Source organism: Empedobacter falsenii (assembly GCF_019308355.1).
GTDB classification, from domain to species: domain Bacteria; phylum Bacteroidota; class Bacteroidia; order Flavobacteriales; family Weeksellaceae; genus Empedobacter; species Empedobacter falsenii_B.
On record NZ_JAAGKM010000012.1, the window covers coordinates 26,365 to 40,462 of the forward strand.

Sequence of the window (14,098 nt, forward strand, 5' to 3'; positions counted from 1 at the left end):
TAAATTTGTAGTCTAAAAGCAAAACAAATGAATTTAGAAACTCAAATAATGGCACAGTTAAAAGAAGCGATGAAAGCTAAAAATACTGTTGCTTTAGAAGCTTTAAGAGCTGTAAAATCTGAATTATTATTAGCAAAAACATCAGGTGCTAACGGAGAATTATCAGAAGATCAAGAAATTGCTTTATTACAAAAATTAGTAAAACAACGTAAAGAAGCTGCTGAACAATTCGAAGCAAATGGACGTGCTGAATTAGCTGAAAAAGAATTGGCACAAGCAGAAGTTATTCAACAATTTTTACCTGCTCAATTATCAGACGAAGAATTAACAGCTGCAATTACAGAAATTGTTGCAGAGGTTGGCGCTACTTCTCCAAAAGATATGGGAAAAGTAATGGGAGCTGCTTCATCTAAATTAGCTGGTAAAGCGGAAGGGAAATTAATTTCAGCTAAAGTAAAAGACATTTTAGCTAGTTTATAATTGATTTTTAAAGATTTAAAAATTAAGAAAAGGTAAAGTATTATAAACTTTACCTTTTTTATTTCTTTATTAGATAAATTTCTTCAAATTATACAAAACTATTATTTATTGATAATCAATAGTATATCCGATTTAAATAAATAATTCCCAAAAAAATTAGGATTATAGCTTTATTTTAACATTAAATTAACAAATCGCTGTAAGCATCTAAATTCGCAAAGCACAAGAGATTTTAGAATTAAAAATCAATTGATTAGAATAATTCTAAATAAGAAGCTGTTTATACCCTTAAATTTGCAAAGTAAATCAGAAAAATCTAAAGGATGACGAAAAGCATTACAGCGTTTATAGCAATGTTAATGATTTTTCCAATAGCAAATGCTGATGGTAAAATTTTTAAGGATTCTGGTAATAATGACACAATTATTATGCCAGCTTCTGAGAAAAGATTTAGTAACGATATTGATAATGATACCATCAAAAAAGATACATTATCAGTTGAAGATGAAAAGTTGGTTGGAGAACTTATCGAGAATAGTGCTCGAAAAATCTCGACAGGAGTTGTTTCTTGGTATGGAGACAAATTCCACGGACGCAAGACAGCTAGTGGTGAAACGTATGACAAACACGAACTAACAGCTGCCCATAAGTCTTTACCATTTGGTACGAAAGTAAAAGTTACGAATATCAGAAATGGTAAATCTGTAGTTGTAGAAATCAACGACAGAGGTCCATACGCTAAATCTAGAGTTTTAGACTTAAGTCAAGCTGCATTCAGCGAAATTGGTCACACCAATACAGGAGTGATGCAAGTTGAATACGAAATTATCAAAAGCGAAGACAAGAAAGACTAAGATGTTCAGAAAAAATTAAAAGGTTTGAGAATTTATTCTCAAACCTTTTTTTATGCTCTTAAGTTTCGTGCAAAAAAAATCCTGACAAATGAATATCAGGATTTATAATTATATGATGTAAGAAAATCTTAATCTAAAATTTTAAGCACTTTAGTTGTACGGGCTCTTGATGCTTCAACTAATTCAGCTTGTGCTAAATCTTCACCGTAAGAAGGGATCATTTCTTTGATTGCTTCGTTCCAGTTGTTTTTCATCAAGTCTGGGAAACATTGTTTCATCAAGTTCAACATTGCACTAACAGATGTAGATGCTCCTGGAGAAGCTCCTAATAAGGCAGACATTGTTCCATCTTGAGATGTTACGATTTCTGTACCAAATTTTAAAACTCCTTTTCCATCTTGTTTTTCGATTACTTGAACACGTTGTCCTGCAGTTTGTTCGAACCAATCTTCTAATTTAGCTTCAGGAAAATATTCTTGTAATTCTTCTACTTTTTTCGCTTTAGACAACATCACTTGTTCTACCAAGTATTTTGTTAAATCGATATTGTTTAATCCACAATTCATCAAAAATCCTACGTTTCCTAAGTTTACAGATTTGAATAAATCGCAATTAGATCCGTATTTTAAGAATTTTGTTGAGAATGTTGCAAATGGACCAAATAATAGAGATTGTTTTCCATCAATAACACGTGTATCTAAGTGAGGAACAGACATTGGTGGTGCACCAATTTTTGCTTTTCCATATACTTTTGCATGATGTTTTTTGATTACTTCTTCGTTTTGACAAATTAACCATTGTCCACCAACTGGGAAGCCACCAAATTTTTTCGATTCTGGAATTCCAGATTTTTGTAACAATAAAATTGCTCCTCCACCTGCACCAATAAATACGAAATCAGCATTAAGTGCTTTGTTATTTCCAGATTTTAAATCTTTTACTTTAACTGCCCATTTTCCGTTGCTAAGACGAGTTAAGTCTTTTACTTCGTGTTCAGTTTCTAACGTGATTTCTTTTTTGTCTTGTAAACCTTTGAAAATTTGACGCGTTAATTCACCAAAATTCACATCAGTTCCCAAGTTCATATGCGTTGCCGCAACTTTTTCATTACCTTTTCTACCGTCAACAATTAATGGAGCCCATTCTCTGATTTTAGAAACATCATCCGAATATTCCATATCCTTAAATAAAGGATGCTGAGATAATTTTTCGTAACGTTTTTTCAAGAAATTTACATCGTCATCGCCCCAAACAAAAGACATATGCGGAGTAGGACGTAAGAATTTTTCTGGAGAAGAAACGTAATTATTTTCGACTAAGTAAGACCAAAACTCTTTCGAAGTTTCAAATTGTTTTGCAATATTAATTGCTTTATCAATATTAACCACTCCATTTTTGTCCATTGGTGTATAATTCAATTCACAAAAAGCAGAGTGACCAGTACCTGCATTATTGAAAGCATCAGAGCTTTCAAATCCAATCTTATCTAATTTTTCGAAAACAGAAATCTTAATTGCCGGATTTATTTTTTTAAGAAGTATGCTTAAAGTAGCACTCATGATACCAGCACCAACTAACACTACCTCTTGAGGTTGTTTTTCCATTTCTCAAAAATATATTTACGTTGCAAAGGTATTAATAAATAGCCTTTTTTGCGAAATAATACGCAGAAAAAACAATGATTTTTTACATAAATTATTGTTTTGAGATAATTTGAATAGATTTTATTTTATAGAAAATTATTCAAACTCAGTTTTTCCAATACTTTCGATGTTGTCTGCTTGTGATAAATCTGCTTCAAAAGCTTTTTTGTTCACAACTGTAGTTTTTGAAATTTTATCGTGCCAACCATTTTCTCCTAAAAAAGTAAGAACATCAAATGGAATTATTCTACAAATACTTCTTGTAAAATAATCTTTCGTTGTAGGTGTAGAACCGTCAATCATCACAACTTTTGTTCCTGTAATAAATTTACCTAATGAACGTCCTTTGGTTAAAAACTCTGATAAAAAAATTAGTAAAACATAAAAAAAGGCTGTGATAACTCTATCAATCAAAGGATTTATATTTTCTAATTGATAAATAATGTCGCTTTCTGGATTAATGATCACAATAACAATTGCTATAAAACCGAAAAATAGCATCGTCAATAAAATGATTGATACATAATCTATAATAAAATTTAAAAAGCGCAATCCTTTGTTCGCTTTATGTTCGCCAACTTTGTAATCTTGGTACATAGTGTTTATGTGTTAATTTAGATGTAAATATATGATAAACACTAAATTTTATCTTCCATCCAACGTCTAAGATTGATGTAATTGGTATTTCTTCGTAACAAATTTTGATTGTCTGAATCTTTCAAAAAATCATCTAATTCTCTGAAAGCTTTTACTTTTTCATGTGGATACAAATCATTCAATTCAATAAAAAATAAACTAATTTTTCGCGTAATAATATTACTATTTTTCATCTTTTTGCAGAATTGATGCGTTTTGTAGGAATATGTGTCTAATTCTTGATCATTCCCAGAATCATACAAATTCATCATAATCAAAACCAGAGTATAAAAATGTAAATCTTCTTGAATTGACGCTTCACTATTGATTATTTTTTGACAATACTCGAACGAATTATCCCAATCTTTGTTTAAGAAATAATAGGCAGCAATTTTTAGATAAAGCACCAAAATATGATGATTATCGATTTTATGATGATGCGATTTAATTTCGCGTAAAATATCTTTAATCAAAAATGGACTAATATTTTCTTTCGGATTAATGAAAAAATAATTCAGTTTGCTATTAAATTTATTGATAAACCAAAGCGCTTCCACATTATCATTTTGAGGCAAAATCTCGTAAACAGATTCTAATTTATCAAACCAAAATTTAAATTCTTCAGAATTTTTTTTCAGGTATAAGATCTTTAATAAATAGCTATTTCCTTTAATAAACCAAACTGGATGACTAAGAATTCGTTCTTTTTTCTCGTAAAATAATTCAACCCATTTTTTCGAAAATTCATAGGCAGAGTGTAGGTTTTGCGTTAACATCGACAACCAAACATTTGCTTTGTAAAACCACAGTTTCTCTTTGAATTTTAATTTCTTAAAATCGATATTTTTTGTTTCCGAATCAAAGAAATTCTGAATTTTTTGAATTTCATCATCATCTTTTGCGTATCCATTCTCGAGCAAAATACTATACAATTTTAGCGATAAATTAGACAATTTACTTGCTTGTAAATTCTGTAAACTCAATTCCTCCGATTGTTCAATCAACTGATCTGCACGACCAGAAATACTTCGTGTAATGAATTGTGATTCGATAATTTTTTCGAGTTCTAAAATATCATAAGCAATGGCTTTTTCGTCAAAATCTAAGGCTTGAGTTTTGGCTTTGTCCAACATTTTTAGACTTTGTTTGTGTAAGCCTTTTTGATACAAAATCGTAGCAAAATCAAACTGTTCACGTATTTGCATACGCGAATTTTGTTGCGAAGGATTCATTCTCAAGCTAAACAAAATTTGTTTGTACAAATGCGCTTTTAGATTAGATAATTGTTGTTTCGTGGTAATTTTTTTCTTCAAAATAGCCGTTTCATCATATTCTTCCAACTTATCCAATGCTTCAAATAATAACAAAAATTTTGCATCTGCATTAATTTGCAGACGATTTACATAAAGTTTGAATTGACGTTTTTCGGAACGATTAAGTGACTTTATTAAACTAAATAGTGCGTCTTTGTTATGATTTGACATTGTAATTAAATTATATATAATGTATTGAAAATAAAATGATTATGATAAATATTTTAGCTTTAAGAATTGTAAAACACTTTTCAATTTGAAAATTTAAAGTTAGTACAATTTTAATTTTACATCACAATAACAAACAAAACTAATTGCAATGAGTGCTGAGAAGATTCAAATTTTTGATACGACACTGAGAGATGGAGAGCAAGTGCCGGGGTGTAAGTTAAACAAAAAACAGAAGTTAGAAATTGCGGCTCGATTGGACGAATTAGGCGTTGATATTATCGAGGCTGGTTTTCCAATTTCAAGTCCTGGAGATTTCGAAGCCGTAAATGCAATTTCAAAATTAGTGAAAAATGCCACAGTTTGTGGTTTAACTCGTGCAAACAAAAAAGATATAGAATCTGCAGCTAAAGCTTTACAATATGCCGTAAAACCAAGAATTCATACCGGAATTGGAACTTCGGATTCTCATATTATTCACAAATTTAATTCGAATCGTGAAGCGATTATCGAACGTGCAGTTGAAGCGGTTGCATATGCAAAAACATTTGTAGATGATGTTGAGTTTTATGCTGAAGATGCAGGAAGAACGGATAATGCTTTTCTTGCTCAAGTTTGTGAAGAAGTGATAAAAGCTGGTGCGACGGTTCTTAATATTCCAGACACAACGGGTTATTGTTTGCCTTTTGAGTATGGAAATAAAATTAAATATTTAAAAGATCATGTTCAAGGAATTGATAATGTGATTATTTCTTGCCACAATCATAACGATTTAGGTTTAGCGACAGCGAATGCAGTTGCAGGAGCTATAAATGGAGCACGCCAAATAGAATGTACAATTAATGGAATTGGTGAGCGTGCTGGTAATACGGCCTTGGAAGAAATCGTGATGATTTTTAGACAACACAAAGAATTGAATTTTTATACAGATATCAATGCTCAAATGTTAACAGAATTAAGTCAATTAACTTCTGATACAATGGGAATGATGGTTCAACCAAACAAAGCAATTGTAGGATCGAATGCTTTTGCGCACAGTTCTGGAATTCATCAAGATGGTGTGATTAAAAATCGTGAAACATACGAAATTATCAATCCGGCAGATGTTGGAGTTAATGAGTCCTCTATTATTTTGACAGCTCGTAGCGGGCGTTCAGCATTAGCTTATCGTCTAAAAGATATCGGTTTCGATACATCTAAAAATGAATTAGATATTTTATATGAACAATTTTTAGAAATTGCGGATCTAAAAAAAGAAGTCGTTCGTGAAGATTTACTTGGATTAATACATCAGTTTAATCAAACATCACAGAGAAAATTCGCATGAGAACATTATTCGATAAAGTGTGGGATGCCCATGTTGTCAGCCAAGTAGAAAATGGACCACAAGTGATTTATATTGATAAACATTTAATTCACGAAGTAACAAGTCCACAAGCTTTTGCAGAATTAGAAGCGAGAAATATTCCAATTTTTCGACCAAATCAAATTGTTGCAACTGCGGATCACAATGTACCAACGATTAATCAAGATCAGCCAGTTCGAGATCCATTATCAAAACAACAATTAGAGCAATTAGCGATTAATTGCGAAAAAAATAATATTACTTTTTATGGTTTAGGTCATCCGTATCAAGGAATTGTTCACATTATTGCGCCAGAATTGGGTGTTACGCAACCAGGAATGAGCATGGTTTGTGGTGATAGTCACACATCTACGCATGGAGCTTTTGGAGCAATTGCTTTCGGAATTGGAACAAGTCAAGTTGCACAGGTTTTTGCTAGTCAATGTTTGTTGATGAATAAACCAAAATCGATGCGAATTACAGTTAATGGAAAACTGAATCCAAATGTTCAACCAAAAGATGTGATTTTATATATCATTTCTAAAGTGGGAACAAATGCAGGAACTGGTTATTTCTGTGAATACGCTGGAGATGTTTTCGAGAATATGTCGATGGAAGGTCGAATGACAGTTTGTAATATGTCGATAGAAATGGGCGCTCGTGGTGGAATGATTGCACCAGATGAAACAACTTTTGCTTATTTAAAAGATAAACCATTTGCACCGAAAGGAGAAGATTGGGAGCAAAAAGTAGCATATTGGAAAACTTTACCAAGTGATGCTGATGCAATTTTTGATGAAGAAATAGAATTTGACGCTGCGGATATTTATCCAATGATTACGTTTGGTACGAATCCAGGAATGGGAATTTCGGTGAAAGACAGTATTCCTTCTAAAGATTCGTTAAGCGATAATGAAAAAGAATCGTTTGAAAAAGCGTTGAAATATATGGGATTCCAAGATAATCAATCAATCATCAATCATCCAATTGATTATGTGTTTATCGGAAGTTGTACAAATGCAAGAATCGAAGATTTGCGTGAAGTAGCAAATTATGTGAAAGGAAAACAGCGCAATGAAAATGTAACTGCGTGGATTGTTCCGGGATCGAAACAAGTAGAAAAGCAAGCGATAGAAGAAGGTTTGGACAAAATTTTTGAAGCCTCTGGATTCAGATTGCGCGAACCAGGTTGTTCGGCTTGTTTGGCGATGAACGACGATAAAGTTCCAGAAGGAAAATATTGTGTTTCGACTTCGAATAGAAATTTTGAAGGACGTCAAGGTCCAAATTCTCGTACATTATTAGCAAGTCCTTTGATTGCTGCTGCTGCTGCAATTCACGGAAAAATTGTTGATATCAATTAAAATTTACTCAAAATGGATTCAATCAATCAATTAAAATCATCGGCTGTTCCGATTAAAATAGAAAATATAGATACCGATCAAATTATTCCAGCTCGTTTTTTGAAAGCGATTAGTAGAGAAGGTTTTGGAGATAATTTATTCAGAGATTGGCGATTTAATCAAGATAATCAATCAATTGATAATTTCCCGCTGAATGATTCAAAATATGCTGGAAAAATATTAGTTGCAGGTAAAAATTTTGGTTGTGGAAGTAGCCGAGAACACGCTGCTTGGGCAATCAAAGATTACGGATTTGATGTGGTAATTAGTAGTTATTTTGCAGATATTTTCAAAGGAAATGCATTGAATAACGGAATTTTACCAATCGTTGTTTCAGATGAAATTTTAAATCAAATCTTTGAGATCATCGATCAAAATCCTTCAACAGAATTTGAAGTTAATTTAGAAAATCAAACCTTAAAAATTCAAGATCAAACCATCAACTTTGATGTTGATTCTTATAAAAAAATCTGTTTATTAAATGGATATGATGACATTGATTTTTTAATCAGTCAAAAAGATAAAATAGAAACTTACGAACAAAACCATAAATCTTTACAACATGAAAACGCATAAAATTGCAGTACTTTCTGGCGATGGAATAGGACCAGAAGTCGTTTCGGAAACAATAAAAGTTCTGAAAGTCGTTGAACAAATTTTTAAATATAATTTCGAATTTGAGGAAGCTTTGATTGGTGCAATTGCGATTGACGAAACGGGAAATCCTTTGCCTGATGCGACATTGCAATTATGTAAAGATGCAGATGCGGTTTTGTTTGGTTCTATTGGTGATCCAAAATATGACAATAATCCGAACGCTAAAGTTCGTCCCGAACAAGGTTTGTTAAAGCTAAGAAAGGAACTTGGTTTATTTGCAAATATCCGTCCAATCAAGGCTTACGAATCTTTGTTGGGGAAAAGTCCATTGAAACGTTCGCACATCGAAGGAACGGATATGGTTATTTTTCGCGAGTTGATTAACGGAATTTATTTCGGAGAAAAATTTACGGCGCAAGATGGTTCGCATGCGTATGATACGTGTTCGTACAACAGAAAAGACATTGAGCAAATTACACATTTAGCTTTTCAGGAAGCAATGAAACGCCGCAAAAAAGTAACGTTGGTAGACAAGGCAAATGTGTTGGACACGTCTCGTTTATGGCGAAAAGTTGCAATGGATATTAGCCAAGAATATCCAGAAGTTGAGTTAGATTTCTTGTTTGTTGATAATGCGGCGATGCAATTAATCATCAATCCAAAACAATTTGATGTGATATTAACGGAGAACATGTTTGGTGATATTATTTCGGATGAAGGAAGTGTAATTGGAGGAAGTATAGGGTTGTTGCCTTCGGCTTCTATTGGGACAGAAAATGCATTGTTCGAACCAATTCATGGTTCGTATCCACAAGCAAAAGGAAAAGGAATTGCAAATCCTATGGCTTCTATTTTGAGTGCTGCAATGATGTTGCGTTATTTGGGATTAGAAGAAGGTGCAAAAGCAATTGAGAATGCGGTGGAAAATGCGATTAATAATTTGATTGTAACTTCAGATTTAGATGAAACGAGTGATTATTCGACATCTGTTGTGGCAAATTATATTGCGAAGATATTATTGAGCGATCATGATCATCATTCATATTTTAATTTTGAAAATGTATTGATGGGGAAATCGACGATTATATAGTTTTTATTATTTATGACTTAATGAAAAAGCCATTCAGAGTTCTGAATGGCTTTTTCTATTGTATATTTTTATGAGTTGATGATTACATCATTCCTGGCATTCCACCTCCCATTGGTGGCATAGCTGGCTCATCTTTTTTAATTTCTGTAACAACCGCCTCAGTAGTAATTAACATACCTGCAACAGAAGCAGCGTTTTCTAATGCAACACGAGCGACTTTAGTTGGATCAATAACTCCAGCCTCGATCATGTTTACATATTCGTCAGTTTTTGCATTGTATCCGAAATCTCCATTTCCTTCTTTTACTTTTGCAACAACTACAGAACCTTCACCACCAGCGTTGTGAACGATTTGGCGTAATGGTTCTTCAACTGCACGCGTTACTATTTTAACACCTGTCGCTTCGTCAGCATTTGTAGTATCGATTGTTAAGTTAGATAAAGCTCTAACAAAAGCAACACCACCACCAGCAACGATACCTTCTTCTACAGCTGCGCGAGTTGCGTGTAAAGCATCATCAACACGGTCTTTGATTTCTTTCATCTCAACTTCAGAAGCAGCACCAACGTATAATACAGCAACACCTCCAGCTAATTTAGCTAAACGCTCTTGTAATTTTTCGCGGTCATAGTCAGAAGTAGTTGTTTCTACTTGCGCTTTAATTTGGTTAACACGAGATTTGATTTGTTCTGCATCACCAGCTCCGTTAACAATAGTTGTATTGTCTTTGTCGATAACTACTCTTTCAGCAGTACCTAACATTTCTAAAGTAGCAGTTTCTAACGTAATTCCTTGCTCTTCTGAGATAACAGTACCTCCTGTTAAGATAGCGATATCTTGTAACATTGCTTTTCTACGATCTCCGAATCCTGGTGCTTTAACAGCAGCAATTTTTAAAGATCCTCTTAAACGGTTCACTACTAAAGTAGCTAAAGCTTGACCTTCAACTTCTTCAGAAATGATTAAGAATGGACGACCTGATTGAGCAACTGGCTCTAATAAAGGTAATATTTCTTGTAAGTTAGAGATTTTTTTCTCACATAATAAGATGTAAGGATTCTCTAATTCAGCAATCATTTTATCTGCATTTGTTACGAAGTATGGAGATTGATATCCACGATCGAATTGCATTCCCTCTACAACGTCAACGTAAGTTTCTGTTCCTTTTGCTTCTTCAACAGTAATTACTCCTTCTTTTCCAACTTTAGAAAAAGCTTCTGCGATTAATGATCCAATAGTATCATCGTTATTTGCAGAGATAGAAGCAACTTGTTTAATTTTTTCTGATGAATCACCAACTTCTTGAGATTGCTCTCTTAAGTTAGCAACGATTCCAGAAACAGCTTTATCAATACCACGTTTTAAGTCCATTGGGTTCGCACCTGCAGCAACGTTTTTCAAACCTTCGCGAACGATAGCTTGAGCTAAAACTGTAGCAGTTGTAGTACCATCACCTGCAACGTCGTTTGTTTTAGAAGCAACTTCTTTTACCATTTGAGCACCTAAGTTTTCGATTGGATCTTCCAATTCGATTTCTTTTGCTACAGAAACTCCGTCTTTTGTTACATGTGGAGCACCGAAAGATTTTTCTAAAACTACGTTACGACCTTTTGGTCCTAATGTTACTTTAACTGCATTTGCTAATGCATCAACACCTCTTTTTAAAGCGTCTCTTGATTCAATGTCGAATTTAATATCTTTTGCCATTTTTTTTATAAGTTTTGTTGTCTTAAGTCTTAAGTCGAATATAATTAAAAATAAAAAAATAAGTTACTTTGTACTTAATACATTTTACTAATTACAACTAAATTTAGATGATTGCCAAAATATCAGCTTCACGCATGATTAAATAGTCCTTTCCTTCTAATTTTAATTCAGTTCCTGAATATTTTCCGTAAAGAACTTTGTCTCCAATTGCAACAGTTATTGGTTCATCTTTTTTACCATTACCAACTGCTACAACGATTCCTTCTTGAGGTTTCTCTTTTGCTGAATCTGGGATAATAATTCCTGATGCTGTTTTAGTTTCTGCAGGAGCAGGCTCAATAACCACTCGATCTGCTAATGGTTTAATGTTTAATTGTGACATATTTGTATTTTTATTTTAATAATTGATGGTTTTAAATAAACGAAAAACGTGCCAACACACAATTTCTGCCATTATGGATAAGTTAATTTCACTCCTTAAAACAAAAATGCCAAGTTGTATGACAACTTGGCATTTAAAGTGATTTTTATGAATAATTATTTTTTGATAATCACTTTTTTCGTGAATTGTTCGTTACCTGCTTCAATCGAAACAATGTAAACACCATTTGATAAACTAGATAAATTAACTTGTTGAGATTTCGAAGAATTCAATTTGTTTGAGTAAACTGTTCTTCCTGCTAAATCTGTCACCGTAATTTTACCTGTTGTAAATGAGTTTGTAAAATCTAAATTGATTATTCCATTTGAAGGATTTGGAGAAATCGTACCTAAATCTTTTCCTTTTATATCATTTGTAGTTAAAGAACTTTCTATAGAAAAATCAGTAGAGTTAACAGCTAAGAAAACGTTATCAATAGCTTTAATCATAATTCTCGCTTTATTAGTAATTCCTAATCCTGCAGGAACTGTGAATGTATAAGAACCGTTGTTCGGAACTGATTCAGCTAAAACATAATCAAATGTTTTTCCTCCATCAACCGATAATAAAATTTTTACATTTTGTGTGTCAATACCGTTTGCATCAGTTCCTGCAACATTCCAAGTAATTGTAGCAGTGTTATCTTGTTTCCAATTTTCTGCAATTGATTGCGAAGTCACTTTGAATGGACCAAAATTTAGAAAGTTTAACTGAACATTTTGTCGAGCGGTTAATCCAACTTCAGAATTATTGTCACGAACTGTTACAGAGAAATTCATTGTACGAGGAACTGAAGGAATGACTTCCCAATTGTTTTTATCGTAATTTGAAACGTTTGACAGATATAGATTTGTTTGAAATACTAATTCATTTGAAATAATTTTTTCTAAACGAGGAAAATAGCGAATTCCAACTTTTTGTGGAGAGAATGATCTGAAATTTGGGCCTTGAGAATTAGAGGAAATAGGAGGAAGTGATTTAATAGAAGTTTCAGAAACTTCAGGATTCATCTGCTCCCAAGAATATGTTAATTGATCATTATTTGAGTCAGTGGCTAATGTTTCTAAAGCAAATGCAGTTGAAATTGGAATGTTATATTTTGTTTTCAAGTTAGAAGCTATAATAGGTGCAGCATTAGTTGTTGTAACGAATTGTCCACAATTCACATAATTTAGCACTTTTGCCATTTCTTCTAAACTTTTTGTATGGAAATATGCATCACTTTGATTTTGTACGTTTGGTGAACAGATACCAGTGTAAGCCATAATTGTAGAACCACTTCCAGGTTCAACAGAACTGTTAAGTGTACGATTACAATTGTTGTTTTGTGTATGGTAGGCACCTAATTGATGACCAATTTCGTGGGCAGTATAATCAATATCAAAAGCATCCCCAATAGGAACTATTGTACCAGTCACTCCTCCTGCTTTTGCTCTATCATTACAAACTGCTGGCGTATTGGCTAATCCATTTGAATTATTATCATCATTCACTTGAAAAAATAAATGACCAATATCGTAGTTAGCAACTCCAATAACATTATTTGTAACAGTAATATTTTCCTCAAGATTGTAATTTGCTGCAGAATTAGAATTAATATTAGGGTCTTGGAAAGAATCAGAATCAATAAAAAATAATTGATCAGTATTTGGAATTAATTCTAAAAAAACACCAACATCATTTTTTAAAACGCCATTAATTCGTGTGAGTGATAAATTGACTGCAGCTAATATTGACGCTTTCTTTTGAGCTTCTGTACCAGATGATAAATTAGCTTGTTTGATTACAAAATCTGAATACTCAGTCGTTGTTGTAATGGCTAATCTAAATTTTCTTAAACTTCCATTTTGAGTTGCTGTTCGAGAAGATTGTTTAATAGTTTCAAAATTCAAATTATCTATCCCAAGAGCACTTTCAGAAGGTTCTGTAGCACATTTGAAAGAATTTGTATTAACTAAATCTTTTTTATCATACACAATATATGACGCTTTATTTTTGGTGTAAGCGTCTATTAACACTGTTTTATTGCCGTTTGAAACTAAACCATACAAACCAAATTGAGGAGATAAACTAAAATTGATTTTCTCTGTCAAATCATTTGTATTGTATCCAGAAAAAGATTTTATATCTGGGTATTTAGTTTGTAATTCAGGAGATAAATTTGAGGTTTCTACAATACGATATGTATTAAACTTTCCGTTCTCAGTTGGAAATTTTAATAAAAAATTTTGTTGATTCGTATTGTTTAAATAGTTCACCAAATTATCATAAGCTAAGTCTAATTTAACCGATTTAGTTGGTATATGTGCTCTTGGATTTAATTGCTCTTTAGAAATATTTCCTTTCGCATTGGTAGTTTTCCAAAAGTTTTGTTGAGCAAATAAGTTTGTGCTAAATGCAAGACAAATAAGTAAATATTTAGATGTATATTTTTCCATTT

12 protein-coding genes are annotated in these 14,098 nt (G+C 32.6%); 6 read left to right on the top strand and 6 right to left on the bottom strand.

Going from position 1 to position 14,098, the window contains the following annotated elements; genetic code table 11:
* Positions 1-27 precede the first annotated feature (27 nt).
* Together G0Q09_RS06880 and G0Q09_RS06885 are read left to right on the top strand one after the other, a co-directional pair.
* Entirely contained in the window at positions 28-480 is a 453-nt protein-coding gene (locus G0Q09_RS06880) for a GatB/YqeY domain-containing protein (RefSeq protein ID WP_125349638.1), read from the top strand.
* A gap of 323 nt (positions 481-803) precedes the next feature.
* Entirely contained in the window at positions 804-1,334 is a 531-nt protein-coding gene (locus tag G0Q09_RS06885) for a septal ring lytic transglycosylase RlpA family protein (RefSeq protein ID WP_125349637.1), read from the top strand.
* A 128-nt stretch (positions 1,335-1,462) separates the two neighbouring features.
* Here G0Q09_RS06885 and mqo read toward each other — a convergent pair whose 3' ends face one another.
* From mqo to G0Q09_RS06900, 3 genes are all read right to left on the bottom strand, one after another.
* Entirely contained in the window at positions 1,463-2,938 is a 1,476-nt protein-coding gene (gene mqo, locus G0Q09_RS06890) for a malate dehydrogenase (quinone) (protein WP_125349636.1), read from the bottom strand.
* A 135-nt stretch (positions 2,939-3,073) separates the two neighbouring features.
* Positions 3,074-3,574, bottom strand: a complete 501-nt coding sequence (locus tag G0Q09_RS06895) for an RDD family protein (protein ID WP_125349635.1) — start codon at positions 3,572-3,574, stop codon at positions 3,074-3,076.
* Positions 3,575-3,615: 41 nt separating this feature from the next.
* A complete protein-coding gene (locus G0Q09_RS06900; protein WP_038332873.1) occupies positions 3,616-5,097 on the bottom strand; it encodes a hypothetical protein in 1,482 nt (493 codons plus the stop codon).
* Positions 5,098-5,245: 148 nt separating this feature from the next.
* Here G0Q09_RS06900 and G0Q09_RS06905 point away from each other — a divergent pair, with 148 nt between their 5' ends.
* Genes G0Q09_RS06905 through leuB form a run of 4 tightly spaced genes read left to right on the top strand, consistent with a single transcriptional unit; the run spans position 5,246 to position 9,529 of the window.
* Complete coding sequence (locus G0Q09_RS06905; protein WP_125349634.1) at positions 5,246-6,421, top strand: 2-isopropylmalate synthase; 1,176 nt, start codon at positions 5,246-5,248, stop codon at positions 6,419-6,421.
* Positions 6,418-7,803, top strand: a complete 1,386-nt coding sequence (gene leuC / locus G0Q09_RS06910) for a 3-isopropylmalate dehydratase large subunit (protein WP_219034379.1) — start codon at positions 6,418-6,420, stop codon at positions 7,801-7,803. Before G0Q09_RS06905 ends, leuC begins: the two co-directional genes overlap by 4 nt.
* A 12-nt stretch (positions 7,804-7,815) precedes the next feature.
* On the top strand, positions 7,816-8,418 hold the full coding sequence (gene leuD / locus G0Q09_RS06915; RefSeq protein WP_219034380.1) for a 3-isopropylmalate dehydratase small subunit: 603 nt from the start codon (positions 7,816-7,818) through the stop codon (positions 8,416-8,418).
* Positions 8,405-9,529, top strand: a complete 1,125-nt coding sequence (gene leuB, locus G0Q09_RS06920) for a 3-isopropylmalate dehydrogenase (RefSeq protein ID WP_219034381.1) — start codon at positions 8,405-8,407, stop codon at positions 9,527-9,529. Before leuD ends, leuB begins: the two co-directional genes overlap by 14 nt.
* An 82-nt stretch (positions 9,530-9,611) precedes the next feature.
* On the opposite strand, the gene groL is transcribed toward leuB, so the two are convergent.
* The 3 genes from groL to G0Q09_RS06935 all read right to left on the bottom strand — a co-directional run bounded on the left by groL (position 9,612) and on the right by G0Q09_RS06935 (position 14,096).
* Complete coding sequence (gene groL, locus G0Q09_RS06925) at positions 9,612-11,237, bottom strand: chaperonin GroEL (protein ID WP_125349630.1); 1,626 nt, start codon at positions 11,235-11,237, stop codon at positions 9,612-9,614.
* Between the two features lie 103 nt (positions 11,238-11,340).
* Positions 11,341-11,619, bottom strand: coding sequence for a co-chaperone GroES (locus G0Q09_RS06930; RefSeq protein WP_125349629.1), 279 nt, complete (start codon positions 11,617-11,619; stop codon positions 11,341-11,343).
* A 155-nt stretch (positions 11,620-11,774) separates the two neighbouring features.
* The gene (locus G0Q09_RS06935) at positions 11,775-14,096 is read right to left on the bottom strand and encodes a zinc-dependent metalloprotease (RefSeq protein ID WP_125349628.1); all 2,322 of its coding nucleotides are present in this window, start codon (positions 14,094-14,096) and stop codon (positions 11,775-11,777) included.
* Positions 14,097-14,098 lie beyond the last annotated feature (2 nt).

Bases quoted from the DNA above. Each gene is read 5' to 3' on its own strand.
- G0Q09_RS06880 (WP_125349638.1), top strand. From the start codon at position 28: ATGAATTTAGAAACTCAAATAATGGCACAGTTAAAAGAAGCGATGAAA.
- G0Q09_RS06885 (WP_125349637.1), top strand. From the start codon at position 804: ATGACGAAAAGCATTACAGCGTTTATAGCAATGTTAATGATTTTTCCA.
- mqo (WP_125349636.1), bottom strand. From the start codon at position 2,938: ATGGAAAAACAACCTCAAGAGGTAGTGTTAGTTGGTGCTGGTATCATG.
- G0Q09_RS06895 (WP_125349635.1), bottom strand. From the start codon at position 3,574: ATGTACCAAGATTACAAAGTTGGCGAACATAAAGCGAACAAAGGATTG.
- G0Q09_RS06900 (WP_038332873.1), bottom strand. From the start codon at position 5,097: ATGTCAAATCATAACAAAGACGCACTATTTAGTTTAATAAAGTCACTT.
- G0Q09_RS06905 (WP_125349634.1), top strand. From the start codon at position 5,246: ATGAGTGCTGAGAAGATTCAAATTTTTGATACGACACTGAGAGATGGA.
- leuC (WP_219034379.1), top strand. From the start codon at position 6,418: ATGAGAACATTATTCGATAAAGTGTGGGATGCCCATGTTGTCAGCCAA.
- leuD (WP_219034380.1), top strand. From the start codon at position 7,816: ATGGATTCAATCAATCAATTAAAATCATCGGCTGTTCCGATTAAAATA.
- leuB (WP_219034381.1), top strand. From the start codon at position 8,405: ATGAAAACGCATAAAATTGCAGTACTTTCTGGCGATGGAATAGGACCA.
- groL (WP_125349630.1), bottom strand. From the start codon at position 11,237: ATGGCAAAAGATATTAAATTCGACATTGAATCAAGAGACGCTTTAAAA.
- G0Q09_RS06930 (WP_125349629.1), bottom strand. From the start codon at position 11,619: ATGTCACAATTAAACATTAAACCATTAGCAGATCGAGTGGTTATTGAG.
- G0Q09_RS06935 (WP_125349628.1), bottom strand. From the start codon at position 14,096: ATGGAAAAATATACATCTAAATATTTACTTATTTGTCTTGCATTTAGC.